At 61.8% G+C, this 17,105-nt stretch carries 13 protein-coding genes and 3 pseudogenes; 2 read left to right on the top strand and 14 right to left on the bottom strand.

All coding sequences use genetic code 11. From position 1 onward, the window contains the following. Window positions 1-7 precede the first annotated feature (7 nt). Window positions 8-358, bottom strand: coding sequence for a substrate-binding domain-containing protein (locus ACSFA0_RS26380; protein WP_435453224.1), 351 nt, complete (start codon window positions 356-358; stop codon window positions 8-10). Between the two features lie 25 nt (window positions 359-383). On the opposite strand from ACSFA0_RS26380, the gene ACSFA0_RS26375 reads away from it, so the two are divergent. Further along, window positions 384-1,163, top strand: a complete 780-nt coding sequence (locus ACSFA0_RS26375) for a Crp/Fnr family transcriptional regulator (RefSeq protein WP_435453223.1) — start codon at window positions 384-386, stop codon at window positions 1,161-1,163. A gap of 271 nt (window positions 1,164-1,434) precedes the next feature. Here ACSFA0_RS26375 and ACSFA0_RS26370 read toward each other — a convergent pair. From ACSFA0_RS26370 to ACSFA0_RS26325, 10 genes and pseudogenes are all read right to left on the bottom strand, one after another. Further along, window positions 1,435-1,620 (bottom strand): annotated as a pseudogene (locus ACSFA0_RS26370) (transposase domain-containing protein); the annotation flags it as partial. Window positions 1,621-1,761: 141 nt separating this feature from the next. Continuing rightward, the gene (locus ACSFA0_RS26365; protein ID WP_435453222.1) at window positions 1,762-2,115 is read right to left on the bottom strand and encodes a PIN domain-containing protein; all 354 of its coding nucleotides are present in this window, start codon (window positions 2,113-2,115) and stop codon (window positions 1,762-1,764) included. Continuing rightward, window positions 2,112-2,354, bottom strand: a complete 243-nt coding sequence (locus ACSFA0_RS26360) for an AbrB/MazE/SpoVT family DNA-binding domain-containing protein (protein ID WP_435453221.1) — start codon at window positions 2,352-2,354, stop codon at window positions 2,112-2,114. The genes ACSFA0_RS26365 and ACSFA0_RS26360 overlap by 4 nt, the downstream gene beginning before the upstream one ends. A gap of 322 nt (window positions 2,355-2,676) precedes the next feature. Continuing rightward, on the bottom strand, window positions 2,677-4,041 hold the full coding sequence (locus ACSFA0_RS26355) for an IS1380 family transposase (protein ID WP_435453225.1): 1,365 nt from the start codon (window positions 4,039-4,041) through the stop codon (window positions 2,677-2,679). Between the two features lie 14 nt (window positions 4,042-4,055). Next, window positions 4,056-5,357 carry a Mu transposase C-terminal domain-containing protein gene (locus tag ACSFA0_RS26350; protein ID WP_435453220.1) on the bottom strand — a complete coding sequence of 434 codons (1,302 nt, stop codon included), beginning with the start codon at window positions 5,355-5,357 and terminating at the stop codon, window positions 4,056-4,058. A gap of 316 nt (window positions 5,358-5,673) precedes the next feature. Continuing rightward, window positions 5,674-9,240 (bottom strand): indolepyruvate ferredoxin oxidoreductase family protein, encoded by a 3,567-nt coding sequence (locus ACSFA0_RS26345; protein WP_435453219.1) that lies wholly within the window; start codon window positions 9,238-9,240, stop codon window positions 5,674-5,676. A 24-nt stretch (window positions 9,241-9,264) separates the two neighbouring features. After that, window positions 9,265-10,587, bottom strand: coding sequence for a TRAP transporter large permease (locus tag ACSFA0_RS26340; RefSeq protein WP_435453218.1), 1,323 nt, complete (start codon window positions 10,585-10,587; stop codon window positions 9,265-9,267). Window positions 10,588-10,594: 7 nt separating this feature from the next. Continuing rightward, complete coding sequence (locus ACSFA0_RS26335; RefSeq protein WP_435453217.1) at window positions 10,595-11,086, bottom strand: TRAP transporter small permease subunit; 492 nt, start codon at window positions 11,084-11,086, stop codon at window positions 10,595-10,597. Further along, window positions 11,083-12,105, bottom strand: coding sequence for a TRAP transporter substrate-binding protein DctP (gene dctP / locus ACSFA0_RS26330; protein ID WP_435453216.1), 1,023 nt, complete (start codon window positions 12,103-12,105; stop codon window positions 11,083-11,085). The genes ACSFA0_RS26335 and dctP overlap by 4 nt, the downstream gene beginning before the upstream one ends. Window positions 12,106-12,114: 9 nt before the next feature. Continuing rightward, entirely contained in the window at window positions 12,115-12,990 is an 876-nt protein-coding gene (locus ACSFA0_RS26325; RefSeq protein ID WP_435453215.1) for a TauD/TfdA dioxygenase family protein, read from the bottom strand. A 253-nt stretch (window positions 12,991-13,243) separates the two neighbouring features. Between ACSFA0_RS26325 and ACSFA0_RS26320 the strand changes: the two genes are divergently transcribed. After that, entirely contained in the window at window positions 13,244-13,963 is a 720-nt protein-coding gene (locus ACSFA0_RS26320; RefSeq protein ID WP_435453214.1) for a Crp/Fnr family transcriptional regulator, read from the top strand. 507 nt (window positions 13,964-14,470) lie between these two features. Here the strand turns inward: ACSFA0_RS26320 and ACSFA0_RS26315 are convergent. The 3 genes and pseudogenes from ACSFA0_RS26315 to ACSFA0_RS26305 all read right to left on the bottom strand — a co-directional run. Continuing rightward, a pseudogene (locus ACSFA0_RS26315) lies at window positions 14,471-14,764 on the bottom strand (IS1380-like element ISCARN34 family transposase); the annotation flags it as partial. Window positions 14,765-14,899: 135 nt separating this feature from the next. After that, window positions 14,900-16,837, bottom strand: a complete 1,938-nt coding sequence (locus ACSFA0_RS26310; protein WP_435453213.1) for a phage integrase family protein — start codon at window positions 16,835-16,837, stop codon at window positions 14,900-14,902. 25 nt (window positions 16,838-16,862) lie between these two features. Next, window positions 16,863-17,105, bottom strand: a pseudogene (locus ACSFA0_RS26305) (hypothetical protein); the annotation flags it as partial.

Here is a 17,105-nt window from a genome sequence, read left to right as displayed (position 1 = left end):
AAACACCTCAAATCAGCGCAAAACGACTCCCGAAAGCGCTGCTGACTGCACCATGTGAAAAGTGAGTCTTCGACGAAGAGGAAGACTCGCTTTGGAGGGGAGTATTTCCGCATCCTGTTAGAGCCACGTCGAGATCGCCGCTTAGCAGCGTCTGCATACCCAGCGGTGCCTGCGGAATGGTCCGCAATGTGCACTTGATGCCATTTTTCTCGCACAAGCCGTTGGCGTTAGCCACTCGCACCAGAAAATTACCGAAACCCGGGTAGTCCTGAATGCGGAGTGTGGTGGTTTCGGCTTGCACTAGTCCTGCTAGGGTAAACCCGACAGTGACGACGGCAATCAGGCGGCGACGAATCATGAAGAGTCCTCTACGTTGAGTTTGAATGGAAGCTTTCTATTCAAACCACATTAAAAGGCGTCGCGCCACAGACAATTTCCACTTAAGGGACAATCCTCGGGTGAACCCCGAGCTCAATCTCTCAAATCACCCGTCAGCGAGGCGTCCGAAAGACCGCCTTCGCGTGAATGTGCTTGAAGAACTGTCCGAGTCCGCAGCGCTCGCACTCACGCGCATAGGCGTGAAGCGCCTCTACCACGACAAGCAAATCGTGCAGCAGCGCGGCGGTTCGGCCGAGCACGCGTTGATCTGCGTTTCCGGTCGCCTGCGCGCGGTGCTGTACACGGCCGACGGCACGGAGCAATTGTTTCGTTGGATGGAACCTGGGGAAATCAGCGGGGTGAGCACCGTACTGGGCGAGGCACCTCTACCCATAGATTTGGTGGCTGAAGGGGCGACCGTCGTTCTGATGCTACCGCGACAGCCTCTCCTGGAACTCCTGTCACGTGACGCCGAGGTTTGCCTACTCGTGGCCCGTGTACTCAGCCTGCGCGTCAACGAACTGCTCGACGTCATGGCCACTCGCGCGAACGACACCCTGGGGGCCCGTGTCTGGGCCACCCTGCAACGGTTGGCGCGTGAGAATGGCAAACCCCTAGAGGAAAGCGGCATTAAGCTGTGGATTTCTCAAAGCGATCTTGCTCATTCCGTGGGGGCATCACGGCAACGAGTGAGTGATGAGTTGCGCCTGCTCCAAAGCGTCGGGAAGGTGCGCTTGGGCTACCGTTGGCTCGAAGTCATCGACCAGACGCCTGCGATACGGTAGGCTGGGTGAAGTGACGCTGATCGCGGCTCGACCCAACCAGCGGCGCTCATGCCCGAGCGCGGAATGTGGGGCTTCGCTTCGCTCAACCCAATTACGAAGATGTGTGCATACGCTAGCGTGTGGGGAGAGGGAGTCAAATCAAGCCGTTACCCTCGCAGCCGTTCAATCAGACCGTTCAACTCCTCCAACGAACTGAATTGCACCGCCAGCTCGCCCACGGTAAGCGACTGGCCGCCCCACGTTGACGAACTGACGCGACCTGTCGCGCAGGTCAGCGTGTGGGTTGCCAAATGCGCGGAAGCAGTTCGTCGATGCGGCTGTTCAGCTGCGTTGGCATGCGCGTGAGCACGTCTCTGAGGTAAGCCCACGGGTCATGACCGTGCAGCTTCGCCGACTGTACGAGGCTCATGACGATCGCGGCGCGTCGGCCTGTTGGCGCCGACCGGAAACTGAGCCAGGGGGGGTGCGGACGAAAACTTGGACTCCCAGGAGGTAGTTCATGTATTCATACAAAGACAGGATTCGAGCGGTCGATCCCTTCATCCCGCTCTGTGGTCACTGAATCAACGTCATCCCCGCGCTGTGCGCTGCGCCCTTGTCAAAGGTCCATCGTCTGCTCACAGCCCGCGTGATGCGCCGTCATCTGGATGAGGCAATCCGCAAAATCCGCCGCCGTGCTCTTGTACAACCGCGCGGCCTTGCTCACGAGGTCTGCACGGTCGATCACCACTTCCTTGGCCCGCAACAATCCTTCAAGGGATTGCGCAATCTGCGCCCGCTTGAGTTCATAGGCTGAGCCCAGAACCCACACCAGTTCCACCACGGAAACCAGCGCAATGAAGCCTGGGCGCTCGGCCGTCAGCGACTCCATGAGCGCGGTCGCCTTGGCCGCCTGCCGGGCATCGTCTTGCATGATGTAGCGCACCAGCACGTTGGTGTCGATCCCGATCATCGGGCAGCGGACCCTCTGGCCTCGATGGTGCGATTCATCTCCTCGATGGAGACCTTCTTGGTCGGCTTGCCGAACATCCCCTTGATCGACTGGATCGACTGGGTGGCCGCAATCAGCTCAAACCGTCCTGGTTCGACCTGCACAAACTCGATGCGGTCCCCCGCATCGACCTGCAGCGCCTGTCTCACACTGGCGGGAATGGTGATCTGACCCTTGCTCGAGACGGTGGCTGTGGTCATGGATGGCGCTCCTTACGTTTCATTTTCCTTACTCTAGGGTAAGGAATTCGCCGCGTCAAGAATCTCCGGTGTCAAGCCATTTACCTGAATCCGTGAGCCCCATTGCCCCGCGGACCGATCTGGGCTGCTCTGTTGTCCTGTGGCCGAGCAATTCGGTTGCCCGACCCATGGTGGTGCCCGATCCGACGCGATGAAGTCGTCGACATGACGGGTCGATAGTCGATTGGGATTGGTTGTGCGTGCGCAAGCCCACGCCGCAACCTCGCTGGAACGCGATTTGTGGATCCGTGAGTTTGTGAGGCCGGTGATCGGCCGGCTGCTCTCAGCCGCAGGCAGCGAAGAGTTCTCCGTGCAGCCGCTGGAAGGCCTTGGCCGAGCGATCGTTGGCGCCCAGTCCGAGGATGATGCGCCGGCCATGCTCGATGAGGCGACCGGCGCGGTAGATGAGTTCCTGCATCACGGTCTTGATGCGCCGGCGCTTGGCCGCGTGGCGTACCGGCGCATCGGACCCCAGCAGCCCGGCCTGGCCCATCAGGCGCAGGATATTCATGGCCAGCGCCGCGAGCTCGCACACCAGATAGTTCGTATCGAACTTGCCCGAGGGCAACCGCTCCAGATCGAGGTCGGTCTTGAACTCGGAATGGAACTGCTCGTGCGTGCCGTGGTCGGCGTACAGCGCGATGACGGCCTTCGAATCGAACTGTTTGGCGTTCAGGCTCGTGCTCCAGCCGTCCAGCGTGAGCTTGGGCTCGATCAACAACTGGCCCTGCGCATCGATGGTGCGCTCGGTCAGGCGCAGCACTCGGCGCAGCGGCCGCTGGATGCCTTCGACGTGCAGCGCCTCTTCCCACAGCGTCACGCGCTTGCCTGCGCGGGGATGCTCCCAGAGCGTGGTGGCGTCGGCCTCGAGCCGCTCGGCCAGCGCCGTCACGTTGCTCGAGCGCGGGTTCCACCTGATCAGCCAGTCCAGATGCGGCACGCCCGCCTGGTTGTACGACTCGATCTCGCGCATCAGCGCCGCGGAGTCGAAGCCAGAGTCCAGGCGCGCCAGGATCGGCGCCTTCGGACCCGCTGCGCTCAGGCGCTGTGCCATCGGGATCACACGCTCGAAGTTGAATTGCGTCTCCGACGCCGAATGCTGCACGCCCGGGCGCAGCGCCAACTCCAGGCAGAACCCGTGCGAGCCGAGATACGCCGCCAGCGGGCAGTAGCCGTCCACCCCTGCATAGGTACGACCCACGCCGTCCTTGGCAGTGTCGCCGTTGTTCATCGTGAACGTGTCAACATCCAGTGCCAGCCAGCCGCACGGCAAGACGCCATAGTTGGGTCGCGCTCCGGCCAGCAGCGTCTCGATCAGCGTCGGCAGGAAGTCAAACAGGTCACCCGCGCGGGCGTCCATGCGTTGGCGCAGCGTCGGACTGGAGGGCAGCAGCTTGATGCCCAACGCCTGCTTGAAGAAGGCATCGCCCCGGAAGTTCTCGATCGCGTCGAAGTCGCTCTTGCCCTGCACCAGCAGGCCCAGGTAGCTGCGCAGGATGTCGCTGTTGGCAACGCCATTCTTCACGGGCAATGCACCATCGAGTTGCTTGAACACCGGTGCGAGTCGATTCAGATGATGGCCCACCAGCGCCAAGCCGGCCACCGGGGTGAGGTCATAGTCGAGTTGCTTGACGATGAAGGGGCGCATTGCGAAGAACCAGATCACGCGTTTGAAACAGCACCATCAACGCCTTGCACTCGTCTCGCGTTTACCGAAATCACCTCGCATCGACCGCACCCCGAGGGTGAACCACTTTCATTCGTGAGCTCACGGATCCAGGAGATAGTCACACCATCGCCTTGGACGGTGCGGTGCGTCAGCGGCATGAAGTGCACCAGCCAATCCCACGCCGCCTCTGGACCGGGATAGAGCTGGCGAGGCGGCTGAACCTCGTTCAATGTTCCCCAGGCGCTGGCCGGCGTCGCCCCCATAAGTCCACGGTGCTCGCTGTGGTGGTAGCGCATTCCGATCTCCACTGCGAGCCAGCGCTCAAACTCGTTCAAGGTAAGCGCAGCGCCCTCCTCCGGCTTTCTCTCCTTGCGGCCCTTGACCGAGTTGCCGGTCGTTCCGGGCAACCCCTTCAGGCGCTGCATCAAGGTACGGTTCAGGCGTTCAATGTGGCCACCGAAGTGGGGGCGACCGACGGGCCGGTACATGAGATCTATGCCGTACTGGGCACACCCAGCGCGCAGGGCCTTGCTTTTGAACTCGGCCGCGTTGTCCAGATGGAGGATTTTGGGAATTCCCTGCATGGGCCATTGTGCATCCACGCCGAGCACCACAAGCCACGGCGCCTTGGGCAGCGCGATGCGGCTGAGCAAGAGGGCAACCGTGCCGGCGTTGGGGCGCTCCATGCCCACGTAGAACCCGACAACGCAGCGCGAGGCAATGTCGATCGCCAACGTCAGCCACGGGCGACCGATCGAGCGCCGAAACCAGGGGTCGACCACGAATGCATCGGCCTGCGTGTGATCGATCTGAACGATATCGAGCAGCGCCTTGGCGGTGAAGTTGCCAGGCGCCTTCTGTGCGCCGGGTTCTTTGGCGAGCAATGCCTCTTGCTCCTCGCGGTACAACGCCCACCGATTGGCAACCGTGTTGCGGGAAGGTTGGGCGACCCCGGCAGCTTTGCAATGCCGGCCAATCTCTGTGCAAAGGTCCAGGAGCGGATGGGCCAGCTCTCGCTGCTTCGGCAGCCACCGGTGCAACGCCGCCTGCACAATAGATTCGATTTGAGGATCGAGGCGATGGCCGGGCTTTCGTCCCTTCTTGGCCGGCAGGACCGAACTCGCAACCGGGCTTGCGAGGAAACGACGGCGCAATCGGTAAACGTGGGTCCAATGGACGCCGAGCAGTTTCGATGCGACCAGCGCCTGTTCGCGCGTCAGCGGCATCGACCCGAGCGGGCGCAGCACGCTGGCGATCTTGATCTCGCGCTCAGTGATCCCGCGGGGATTCGGCATCGGAAGGGCTCCTGCAAACGGGCTAGCGCTATTTAGCGCCTCGAAGCGCTTGCTAGCAACATTGGTTGCCCTCAAGCGACCCGCCGTTGCTAAAGGGCAACGGCCCCCTCAAGCCAGCAGAAGGCTATTTCCTCAACGAAATCAACGCTTCACTGTCAAATCTGGCTAGCACCGTTCGCTGGCCTGGCTAGCGGAATTCAATGACCTCAACAGCGGGCGGGCCTTGTTCAGGCTCGTCCTTCCCCTCATCTCTGCCGCGTTGAAACGCCTGAGATCAGGGAGGACGAAAGTCCAGGGTCAATGCCTAGGACCGGGTTCAAGCCACCTGTCGTTGTGCCACCGGCGCCCGCCACTGCCCGAGCAAGTTCTGCCACTGGGAGCGCGTCGCAACCAGGTTTCGCTCCTTCACATGGCCATAGCCACGGATCTGATCGGGGAGTCGCGCGATCTCGACGGCCAGGGTGTGATTGCCGGCGTCAAGACTCTGCAACAACTCTTCGATCGTGCTTCGGTACTCCGCAATCAGCGCTCTTTCGCTTCTGCGTTCTTCCGTCCGGGCAAAGACGTCCAGCGCCGTACCACGCAAGCCCCTCAAGCGCGCAAGCAGGCGAAACGCCAGCATCGTGCTTGGGCCAAACTTGCTTTTCAGCAGCTGGCCCTTGGCATTTCTCTTGGAAAAAAGCGGCGGCGCGAGATGAAAGTTGATCTTGAAATCACCTTCAAATTGCGCCTTGATGCGTGCGATGAAGGCGGGATCGCTGTGCAGGCGTGCCACTTCATACTCGTCCTTATAAGCCATCAATTTGAAAAGATTGCGCGCAACGGATTCCGACAGCGTGGTTTTCCCCACCCTCACCTTTTCAGTTTGCTGCACCTGCGAGACAAAGCTGCGATAGCTTTCGCCATAGCGCGCATTCTGGTAGCCCGTCAGAAACTCCACGCGCCGATTCACCAGGCTTTCCAGCGTCTCACGGGGCGTAAAGCGGACAACCTGGCTGGGCTGCAGGGCCTCGGCAAAGGCCGTGGGCTGCGCTGCGGCCACCCGGCCCCAGTTGAAAGCCGCCTTGTTGTTCTCCACCGCGACAGCATTGAGCTCGATGGCGCGCATCATCGCTGCATGCGAGAGTGGAAGCCAGCCCTGTTGCCAGGCAAAGCCCAACAGCATCAGATTGACGTAAATCGTATCGCCCATGAGCGCCGAGGCCGCCGAAGCGGCGTCGAAGCCGCCGACCTGGTCTTCACCCACGATGGACGCGATGGCCCGCCCGCAGGCGTCCTGCGGGTTTTGCCAATTGCTGTCGCTCAGGAAGCTGGCAGTCGGCGCACCCTGGCGGTTCAGGGCCACATGCGTGCGCCCCTTGACCATGCGCGCCATCGTTTCACCGCCAACCGCCACCACCGGATCACAGGCCAGCACCAGGTCGGCGGCGGCATCACCCACGCGCGTGGTCTGGATCGCCGCCTGCTGCCCCGCAATCAGGATGTGACTCCAGGTGGAGCCACCTTTCTGTGCCAGGCCGGCTGCATCCTGCGTCACGATCCCCTTCCCGTCGAGGTGCGCGGCCATGCCGAGCAACTGGCCGATCGTGATGACGCCGGTGCCGCCGACCCCGGCAACGAGCACCCCCCAGACGCTGGCGTTCTCGAGTACGGGAAGCCGTGGTTCGGGCAGGCGCTCGATCATCTCCGGAGTGACGCGTTGCTGCGCATGACCCGCCTTCTTCAGCTGCCCTCCCTCGACCGTCACAAAGCTCGGACAGAAGCCCTTCAGGCAGCTCATGTCCTTGTTGCAGCTGCTCTGGTTGATGGCGCGCTTGCGGCCAAACTCGGTCTCCAGCGGCTCAACCGACAGGCAGTTGCTCTGCACGCTGCAGTCGCCACATCCTTCGCAAACCAGTTCGTTGATGACCACGCGCTTGGCCGGATCGACGGCGGTGCCCCGCTTGCGGCGACGACGCTTCTCGGTCGCGCAGGTCTGGTCGTAGATGATGGCCGTCGTGCCCTTGATTTCACGGAACTCGCGCTGAATCTCGTCGAGCAAGTCGCGATGTTTCACCAGGGGGTCGCCGGCGATTTTCACGTTGTCGTACTTCTCCGGCTCGTCCGTCACGATGACCACGCGCGTGGCCCCTTCAGCCTGCATGCTCTGCGCGATCTGCAGCACGGAATGGCCTTCCGGGCGTTCGCCGACCTGCTGCCCGCCGGTCATGGCCACGGCGTCGTTGTAGAGGATCTTGTACGTGATGTTAACGCCGGCCGCGATGCTCTGGCGAATGGCAAGAAGACCACTGTGAAAGTAGGTGCCATCACCGATATTGGAAAAGATGTGCTGATCGGTCGTGAACGGCTGCTGACCAATCCAGGGCGTTCCTTCCGCGCCCATCTGCGTGTAGCCGATCGTGGAACGGTCCATCCACACCGCCATGAAGCTGCAGCCGATGCCGGCCATCGCACGGGAGCCTTCGGGCACGCGGGTGCTGGTGTTGTGCGGACAACCCGAACAGAACCAGGGCTGGCGGTCCTCGACCTTGTCATTGGCCTGCACGACCAGCAGCGATTGGGTCTGCGCATCCAGAAGCGCGAGATGCGCTTCTACCCGGGCGCGCGTCTCCGCAGAAGCCTTCTCCAGCAGGCCTGCGGCACCCAGGCGATGCACCAGCGTGCGCGCGATCAACGCTGGCGTCAGGTCCGCATGCGCCCGCAGCAACAGCGCAGCCTGTCCGCCGGACGCCGGCGCGGCATCGAGTTTGCCGGTCACCCGCGGTCGATGACCGTCGCGCCATTCGTACAACAGATCCTTGAGTTGGGGCTCCAACAAAGGTCTTTTTTCCTCGATGACAAGAACCTCTTCGAGGCCCTGCGCAAACTCATGCGCGAGATGCGGTTCCAGCGGCCACACGACGCCCACCTTGTGCACACGGATGCCCAACTGATGGCAGGCGTCTTCATCCAGGCCCAGATTCAGCAGCGCCTGACGCGCGTCGTTGTAGGCCTTGCCGCTGGCCATGATGCCGAACCTGTCGTTCGGGCCCTCGATGACGTTCTGATTCAAGCGGTTGGCGCGGATGTACGCAAGTGCTGCGGGCAGCTTGTGGCGCACCAGGCGCTCTTCCTGGTCCAGCGGCGGGTCGGGCCAGCGGATGTGAACGCCAGCGGCGTCGATCTCGAAGTCCGTCGGAATGACGATTTGCACCCGGTCCGGATCGATGATGGCGGTAGCGCTGGACTCGACGATCTCCTGGATCGTCTTCATGCCGGACCAGAGACCGCTGTAGCGGCTCATCGCGAACGCGTGAATGCCGAAATCAAGAATCTCCTGGACATTTGCAGGAAAGAAAACCGGAATGCTGCAGGCTTGGAAGACCTGATCGCTCTGGTGCGCAACGGTGGAGCTCTTGGAGAGATGGTCATCACCGGCCACAGCTAGGACCCCCCCCCAAGGCGTCGTGCCGGCCATGTTGGCGTGCTTGAACGCATCCGTACTACGATCGACCCCAGGGCCTTTGCCGTACCAGATGCCGAAGACACCATCGAACCGATTGGTCCCCTCGGGAGAAAACCCCAGCTGCTGCGTGCCCCAGACTGAGGTCGCAGCAAGCTCTTCATTCACTCCCGGCTGAAAAACGATGTTTTGCGCCTTCAGGAAGTTGTTGGCTTTCCAGAGCGCCTGGTCGTAGTTGCCCAGCGGTGAGCCTCGATAGCCACTGATGAAGCCTGCCGTTGTCTTGTTCTGCTGCGCGTCGCGCGCACGTTGCAGCATCGGCAGCTTCACCAGCGCCTGGACGCCGCTCATGAAGGCCCGGCCTCGCTCCAGCGCGTACTTGTCGTCGAGCTCGACGGATTCCAGCGCCTCTCGGTGCTGCTTTGAAATGGGTGCGTTCATATTCAATCGCCTTTGTCTTTCGGGCTATTCGCCCAGCATATGGTTCGGCAACCAGGTCACCAGTTCGGGAAGAGCCGCACACAGAACGAGCGCGAATGCCTGCAGCAGCACAAACGGAGGGGTGCTGCGATAGATCTCTTTCATCGTGATCTCGGGTGGCGCCACCGACTTCATATAAAAGAGGTTGTAGCCAAAGGGTGGCGTGATGTAGGCCATCTCCAGGTTCAGGATCAGCAGCCCGCCGTACCACAGCGGGTCATAGCCGATCTGGAGAATCACCGGCAGAAAGATCGGGGTGGTGAGAAAGATGATTCCCACCGGGTCCATGATCAGGCCGAGGAAGAAGATGATCAGCATCATCAGCGCGACCACCATCCACGGTTGCAGATCCTGCCCGACCAGAAGGCTGCGCACGAAGTCGTCGCCGCCCGTCCCGGAGTAGACCGAGACGAGCATGAGTGAGCTCAGCGCCAGCCACAGGATCATCGAGGTCGACTTCACCGTTTCGAGTAGGGCCTTGCGCAGGTCCGATGCTCCCATGCGGCCACGCAGAACCGCAATGATCAGGGCGCCGGTTGCGCCCAATCCGGCTGATTCCGTCGGGCTTGCGATCCCGAGGAACAAGGAGCCCAGTACCAATCCGATCAGGATGAAACAGGGAATGACGCGCACGAACAGCGCGACGACCTCACGCGCACCCACCTTCTCGTGTTCGCCCGCAGGTGCCGCCGGCCCCATCGAAGGATTGAGGGCACAGCGAACCAGGCAGTAGACGCAGAACAGAATGACGAGCAGAAAACCCGGCCCAACACCGGCCAGAAAAATCTTGCCGACTGACACATTGGCCAGGCCGCTGTAGACGATTCCCAACAGACTGGGCGGGAACAGCTGACCGAGTCCGCCGCCCGCCATGATCGTTCCCATGGAAAGCCTAGCGTCATAGCCCTTGGCGAGCATGACCGGCAGGGCTAGCGTGCCCATCGCCACCACGCCCAGGGCACTGACCCCCGTCATCGAAGCGATCACGGCACAACCCAGCACGGTTCCCACGGCCAGGCCGCCACGCAGGCGACCAAACAGGACATGTATCAAGGCATAGATATCTTCCGCGATGCCAGACTTCCCAAGGAAGCTTGCCATCAGCATGAAAAATGGAATCGATGCCAACGTGTAGTTGAAGGTCGAGGACTGAACATGGCCGAAAAGCAGGTGAACCGACTCCGGGCCCCATTCCAAAACACCGAAGACCACGGCGATGCTGCCGACCGCAAAGGCCAGCGGCACGCCCGCGAAAATAAGCAGAAGCAGCCCCGAGAAAAGGAGCAGTGTGGTGAGTGCAACAGACATCGGGGGCTCAGCTTTCTTCAGCCACACCGGGCCCGTTCAACAGACGGCGAAGCCCCTCCAATGCCAAGAGCAGTGAACCCGCCAGGGCCAGCGCCATGATGGGCCACAGGTAAGGCGCCCATGTGCTGTCGAGCCGCTCGCCATAGCGCACGGCATCGATCAGCGCCCCGCCCGACAACCAGGCCAGCAACGCGGAAAACCCAAGGATCAGGAGATTGGCGAAAGCAAACAAGACGCGGTAGATTCGACCGTTTCTGTCGAGCGTCGACGTCAGGATGTCCACGCTCACATGGCCGCCGCTGCGCAGCGTGTACGCGCCGCCGAGCAGAAAGATGGCGCCAAAAAGATACTGGACCACTTCCGCGCTCCACTCCGTCGGTCGGGAAAATACGAAGCGCGCAGTGACTTCAAAAATGATCAGTGCAAGTGCTGGAATGATGAGCAGGCCGGCAAGCAGGCCCGCACCATCCACGGTGCGCGACAAGAGCGGCAACCTCATTTGGCTGCTGCCTTATTGGACTCCAGGAATTTGATCTGGGACTCCAGCTTTTTGGCGTAGAGCGGGGACTCCTTCGCGTACTTCTGGGTCATTACATCCAGTCGCGCCTTCTCCATCTTGGCGACGTCTTCTTTGCTCCATTCAACGAAGGTGACACCGGCCTTGACGAGCTTTTGGCGAACTTCCTTCTCCTCCTTCAGCGCGAAGACGCCGTACTCATCTGCTGCCGCGCGAAAGGCAGCTTCCACCTTCACCTTGAGATCAGCAGGCAGCTTGTCCCAAGCGCGATAGCTCACGATGGTGTCGGCGGAGCCTCCGCCGGAATAGGAAGGCACGCTCACATACTTGGCAACCTCATGCAAGCCAATTCCGTAGTTCACGGCCATCGTCGTGAACTCCGCAGCATCGACGATGCCGCGCTGCAGTCCCTGATAAACCTCTTCGCCCGGCAAGGCGACAACAGACGCCCCAAGCGCTGAAAAGCCGTCTGCGGCGAGCCCTGCAGCTCGAATCTTCACACCCTTCATGTCCTCGACGGACTTGATGGGCTTCTTGGACCAGATCTGTTCGCCCGTCACCAGGCTGACGCCAAGATGGTGAATCCGGTGTCGCGTCAGGATCTCGTTGAGCAACTTCTGGCCGTCCGCCTTGTAGTACCAGTTCACGCCCTGGTAGGGATCGGATTCCGCATGCCACTCGTTGATAGCCTTCAGCGCCGGCTCCTTGCCTGAGTAATAGACCAGGTAGGTATGGGCCGCATCGAGCACGCCCTTGCTGACGGCATCAACAACCTGCCCACTGCTCATCAACGCGCCGGCAGGGAACACCTTGACCTCGACCCGACCGCCCGTCTCATTTTTGACGCGCTCTGCAAAATTCTCCACCAGAATCTTGTATTCCGAGGTGCCCGCCGCCGCCACGCTTTGCATCTTCCAGGTGAATTCAGCAGCATGCGCGGAAATCGCCAGGCCTGCGGAGAAAAAGAATGCACTGATCTTGAATGAGTATGAATTTTTCATGACGTTTTCTTATTGAACTTCGCAGGTGTTGATGCCGTCGGAAATAGTGACGCGTTGAAAATCGCGGCACCAACGCAAATCATCGAAATCGGTCCCTCTGTGCATGGTGCAGCGGTTGTCCCACAGCACCACATCATTCAGTCGCCAGCGATGCGTATAGACGAATTGCCTTTGCGTCGCGTGTTGAATCAATCCGTCGATGAGCGCCTTACCGACAGACTCTTCGTCACCCTCGATTTTTCCGGCATGCGAGGCAACGTAAATGCTCTTGCGTTGGCTCTGTGGAATGGTGCGGATGAGCTTCTGCCGCACTGGAGGCATCGCCTGGCGCTCTTCCACTGAAAAATCATGGAAGCCGAGTCTGGCTCTCGAATGGAAGATGGAGTGTTCTGCAATTTTCTTCTCCAACCCTTCCTGACGCGCCGGATCAAGGGCGTCGTACGCCGCACGCATATCGGCGAACTGCGTGAGTCCCCCGACGGGTGCAATCGATCGCGCATACAGCGCAGACGCATAGGCCGGAACATGCCGGAACGAGGAGTCCGTGTGCCAGATCCTGTTGCCCAGCTGGAACATGCGCATCCGATCGTCCTTCGTCCAGACGTTTTCGGAACTGTTGAGATTGGAAACATCGGAAATCTTGGAATCGACGCGCGCCACTTCGCCAGGACGATAGATTGGAATCGCCGTCTCCAGCGGACCCAGCGCTTCACCGAATGCGATGTGTTGCTGCTGCGTCAGCTTTTGGTCTGGAAAAACAAGAACCGAATATTTCCAGAAGTTCTCTTCGATGAATCCTATTTTTTCCTGATTCAAATCACCGGATAAATCGAGATCTCCGATTTCGGCCGCAAAATCTTCGAAAACTGGCGTCACTGTTGGCATGGATATCCTTTTGCTTATTCAAGAAACGTTCAATTTTTCCGCGCGCCGACAAATTGACGGGCGCTCATGCAATGCCAATAATCAAATGATGAGAAGTTGCCGCATACGGGCTTTTCATCTTGCTTGCGTTCATTGAGAGATGCTTTTGATTTGGGCGGCACCCGGAAAATGTAGACTTGGGTTCCATGTACAACTGTCGTAAGTCCGACAATTTAGGGGGGTGGTAAACCCCCGGTCACGTCGCTCGCAAGCCATGTTCCTTCCCCAAAAATCCGGGTCGCCGATTTCCGCCACCCACCGTGCTGTGATGGAGGCCAACCCTTGGTTCGCGTCAATGGCCCCAACGCTGCGCGAGGGCTTGTTGACAGCGGCCGAGGTGATCCATATTCGACGCGGCGCCATGGTCTACCGGCAAGGAGATCAGGCTCCCGTTTCCGGTCCGGCGTTTTTCGGCTTGGCCGCAGGCGCTATCAAGGCATCGACCCTGCGGCATGACGGTCACGAGGCCGTCTTGGTAGTAGCCGGACCTGGGAACTGGTTCGGCGAGACAAGCCTGATCGACGGCTCCGCACGCATGCATGACACCACTGCCTTGACCGCGTTGGACCTGCTGGTCGTGTCCGCGGAGGCTTTCGCTATACAACTCCGAAAAGAGGGCTTTGCCCTTGCCATTGCAGCATTGCTCGCGACCCGCGTACGCAGCGCTTACGGGATGATGGAGGACAACACGCTGCGCAGCCTTCGCGCCCGCGTGGCGCGCAAACTGTTGGCACTGGCGCATGGCGATCTGGGAAAATTTCCAGCGCCGAGAGCGACCGTCACCCTGCCCCAGGAGACGCTTGCGATGATGCTCGGCGTGACGCGCCAGACGCTGTCGAAGGAACTTAACGCGCTCGCCCAGGAGGGGGCCATTGCACTCGGCTACGGTCGCATCGAACTGCTGTCGCTCGATGCGCTGGAGCGCCGGATCTAGCGGCGTGCCTCCTCATCGCAACGCCCTCATCCGCGCTGCCGCCTCCAGCTCATCTTCCAACGACATCACAGCTGACGGCGTAACGCTCGCCGCGCGGCCCCGCAGCGAAATGCTGACGGATTGATTTCTGGACATGCTCCTCGGCTTCATCCGCTTTGCACTGATCGCCGATGGGCTTTGATTTATTAACAGGCCCTAACTAGCGCACAAGGGTCCACCGCCATGCGGCTCGGCGGTATCGCCCCCTCAATCCGCGCGGACCAAGGGCTCACACAGACGGGTGCTGATGTCTCGTGCATGCAGAACGACCAGTGCGCCGATTTTTTCCGTATCGAGCAATGAGCCACCCGGCATGTCGAACAGGATGGTCAAGGCGCCCACTACGGTACGTTCGCCGTTGAAAAGTGCCAGCCAGCCGCACGGCAAGACGCCATAGTTGGGTCGCGCTCCGGCCAGCAGCGTCTCGATCAGCGTCGGCAGGAAGTCAAACAGGTCACCCGCGCGGGCGTCCATGCGTTGGCGCAGCGTCGGACTGGAGGGCAGCAGCTTGATGCCCAACGCCTGCTTGAAGAAGGCATCGCCCCGGAAGTTCTCGATCGCGTCGAAGTCGCTCTTGCCCTGCACCAGCAGGCCCAGGTAGCTGCGCAGGATGTCGCTGTTGGCAACGCCATTCTTCACGGGCAATGCACCATCGAGTTGCTTGAACACCGGTGCGAGTCGATTCAGATGATGGCCCACCAGCGCCAAGCCGGCCACCGGGGTGAGGTCATAGTCGAGTTGCTTGACGATGAAGGGGCGCATTGCGAAGAACCAGATCACGCGTTTGAAACAGCACCATCAACGCCTTGCACTCGTCTCGCGTTTACCGAAATCACCTCGCATCGACCGCACCCCGAGGGTGAACCACTTTCATTCGTGAGCTCACGGATCCAGGATTTACCTACCTACCCCTTCCCCCCAGAACCCCCGCATCGCCTTCAACCGCTCATCCCGCTCGGTCGTCAGGTACATCGAGGTCGTCCCCACCGAGGCATGCCCCAGGTTGTTCTGCACCACCTGGATCGGCACCGGGGTCTGCCCCGCCCTGCCCTGCAGCGCGTGCGAGCCATGCGAATGGCGCAGCCAGTGGGTGCTGGCTTTCTTGAGCTGCTGGGCCTCGGCCCCCTCCAGACCTTCGGCCGCCTGCGCCAGAAACGCCTTGATCGCCTGGTACAAGCCCGAGGCCGACCAGGCCGCCGGCCGCTCCAGCTCTGAGTCGAAGCGCGCAAGGATGTGAAGGCCCTGGTTGCTCACCGCCCCCACCTGCGCCTCGAAGCCATGGCGTGCCAGTTCCTGACCAAACTCCTCCACCAGCACCGCCGGCACCGGCACCTGCCGACTGCGCCCGCCCTTGCCGATCACCGACAGCAGCCAGTCCGTGGCCATGGCTCCGTCATCGGTCCGGTATTCGACCTGCTCGAGGTCCTCGCATTTCACGCTGGTGATCTCCGCGAGACGCAGCCCGGTCGCGTAGAGCCAGCGCAGCGCACGCCGCAGGCGACGTTCCACCTCGGTGTCGCCCCGCTCGTCCAGCAGCGCCTCAATATGGTCCCATTGCGCGAAGCTCAGGGTCCGGCTCGAGCCCAGTGGCCGCTGCGGCAGCTGGGGCAAGGCCACCGCCGCCAAGGGATTTCCCACCAGGTAGCCCTGGCTCATCAGAAACGCAAACAGGCTTCTGAGAATGATCAGCGCCTGGCGCAGCGCCGCGGGGGCGAGCGGCCCTTCGAGCGGCCGCCAGAGCGGTGATGACCAGCGCTGGTGATGGCGTGGCCCGCACCAACTCTCCGGCGGCGCGGCCAGGAAGGTCCGGTAGTCGGTCGCATCCTCCACCGACAGCGACGACAGGGCCTTGTGTCGCTCGAGGATCGCCCACAGCAGCAACCGTTCGGCTTCCTTGCGGTAGGCCCGTTGCGTCGATGACAAAGCCTCTGCCCCCTCCCCCGGCCGCTTGGCCGCCAGCCAGGCGCCGATGGCTTCGTGGTCGTTCGCCGCCATCAGCAAACACTTCTCGGGCGCCCCCCGGAACCGTCCCGCGCTGCCATCGAGCGCGGCCGGCAGCACGAACTTCTCATAGGGCCGGATCGCTGTGGCCGCGGGCATGACCGCGGCCAGGGTATTGGACGCGAGTTGCCGGCGTGGCTGGGCCACATGCTCCCCGATGCGCAGCCCGAGCACGTCCTCGTTCGTCTGCAGCCATTCCAGGATGCGCGACGCCTTGCGTTCACCGACCCCCGGCACTTGCACCCACCAGCGTGCGCCGATGCCGTTGACGCGCTCGACCAACGCAAACAGCGTGGGCACGCCGGCACGCTCGAGGCGACTGGCCAGCGAGGGATTGAGCCAGGCCGCTACGCGATCGCCGGGCTGCGGCTCCTGCGCCGCGAGTTCCTGCAGCCAGCGCAGGGCTTCGAGCTGGCGCGCCATGACGGGCCCCCGGCGCGAGGGTTGCCCCGCAGCGCCCTGTCCGGCCCGGCCGGCCCGCGGATAGGCGGCTTCGTAGGCCTCGATCTGCTCGGCCTCCGAGAAGTCCTCCAGCCCCTGCTCCTCGGCGAACTCGGCCAGGCCCGGTTGCGCCGGGGCGGCGGCGAAGCGCTCCGGGTCCAGCCGGATCAGGCGCGCGGTGCCGGGGCGTTGCGCGCGCATGGCCGCGGCCGCGAAGGCGGCGCGGATCCAGCCGATGGTCTTGCGCACGGTGCGCAGATCGGTGTGCTCGCCTTCCAGTCGCAGATAGCGGTCCCAGCTGGCGCGTTCGTCCAGACCCTGGGCCAGCGCCCGCATGAACGCGAAATGCCCGCTGTGCAGCTTGCGGGGCGGCGGCGCGGGCTGGCGGGTCATGGGAAAGTCATCAGAGACAAGAAGTTCAGGCTGGCGCCCAGAACTTCCACCAGGGCCGTGAAGGAATCGCAGGTGCGGCCGGCAAGGACTGCTGCTGGCTCTGACTTAGGCGTTGCCGGCGTCGCTGCTCCACCTCATAGGCATGGGCGACGGTTCTGTCGCAGTAACGGCCCCGGGTAGTCTTGGGTAGATGAAATCCGAGACCCTGTCGATGATCAAATCCCTGAAGAAGGTTATCAAGCGCATGCACTACCCGTTGGAAGTCATG

Source organism: Variovorax restrictus (genome assembly GCF_051216715.1).
Lineage (GTDB): Bacteria > Pseudomonadota > Gammaproteobacteria > Burkholderiales > Burkholderiaceae_C > Variovorax.
Note: the sequence above shows the minus strand (reverse complement) of the source record. Positions and strands in the feature narration are given on the sequence as shown.

Bases quoted from the DNA above. Each gene is read 5' to 3' on its own strand.
- ACSFA0_RS26345 (WP_435453219.1), bottom strand. From the start codon at position 9,240: ATGAACGCACCCATTTCAAAGCAGCACCGAGAGGCGCTGGAATCCGTC.
- ACSFA0_RS26375 (WP_435453223.1), top strand. From the start codon at position 384: ATGGAAGCTTTCTATTCAAACCACATTAAAAGGCGTCGCGCCACAGAC.
- ACSFA0_RS26355 (WP_435453225.1), bottom strand. From the start codon at position 4,041: ATGCGCCCCTTCATCGTCAAGCAACTCGACTATGACCTCACCCCGGTG.
- ACSFA0_RS26360 (WP_435453221.1), bottom strand. From the start codon at position 2,354: ATGACCACAGCCACCGTCTCGAGCAAGGGTCAGATCACCATTCCCGCC.
- ACSFA0_RS26325 (WP_435453215.1), bottom strand. From the start codon at position 12,990: ATGCCAACAGTGACGCCAGTTTTCGAAGATTTTGCGGCCGAAATCGGA.
- ACSFA0_RS26340 (WP_435453218.1), bottom strand. From the start codon at position 10,587: ATGTCTGTTGCACTCACCACACTGCTCCTTTTCTCGGGGCTGCTTCTG.
- ACSFA0_RS26335 (WP_435453217.1), bottom strand. From the start codon at position 11,086: ATGAGGTTGCCGCTCTTGTCGCGCACCGTGGATGGTGCGGGCCTGCTT.
- ACSFA0_RS26365 (WP_435453222.1), bottom strand. From the start codon at position 2,115: ATGATCGGGATCGACACCAACGTGCTGGTGCGCTACATCATGCAAGAC.
- ACSFA0_RS26320 (WP_435453214.1), top strand. From the start codon at position 13,244: ATGTTCCTTCCCCAAAAATCCGGGTCGCCGATTTCCGCCACCCACCGT.
- ACSFA0_RS26310 (WP_435453213.1), bottom strand. From the start codon at position 16,837: ATGACCCGCCAGCCCGCGCCGCCGCCCCGCAAGCTGCACAGCGGGCAT.
- ACSFA0_RS26350 (WP_435453220.1), bottom strand. From the start codon at position 5,357: ATGCCGAATCCCCGCGGGATCACTGAGCGCGAGATCAAGATCGCCAGC.
- dctP (WP_435453216.1), bottom strand. From the start codon at position 12,105: ATGAAAAATTCATACTCATTCAAGATCAGTGCATTCTTTTTCTCCGCA.
- ACSFA0_RS26380 (WP_435453224.1), bottom strand. From the start codon at position 358: ATGATTCGTCGCCGCCTGATTGCCGTCGTCACTGTCGGGTTTACCCTA.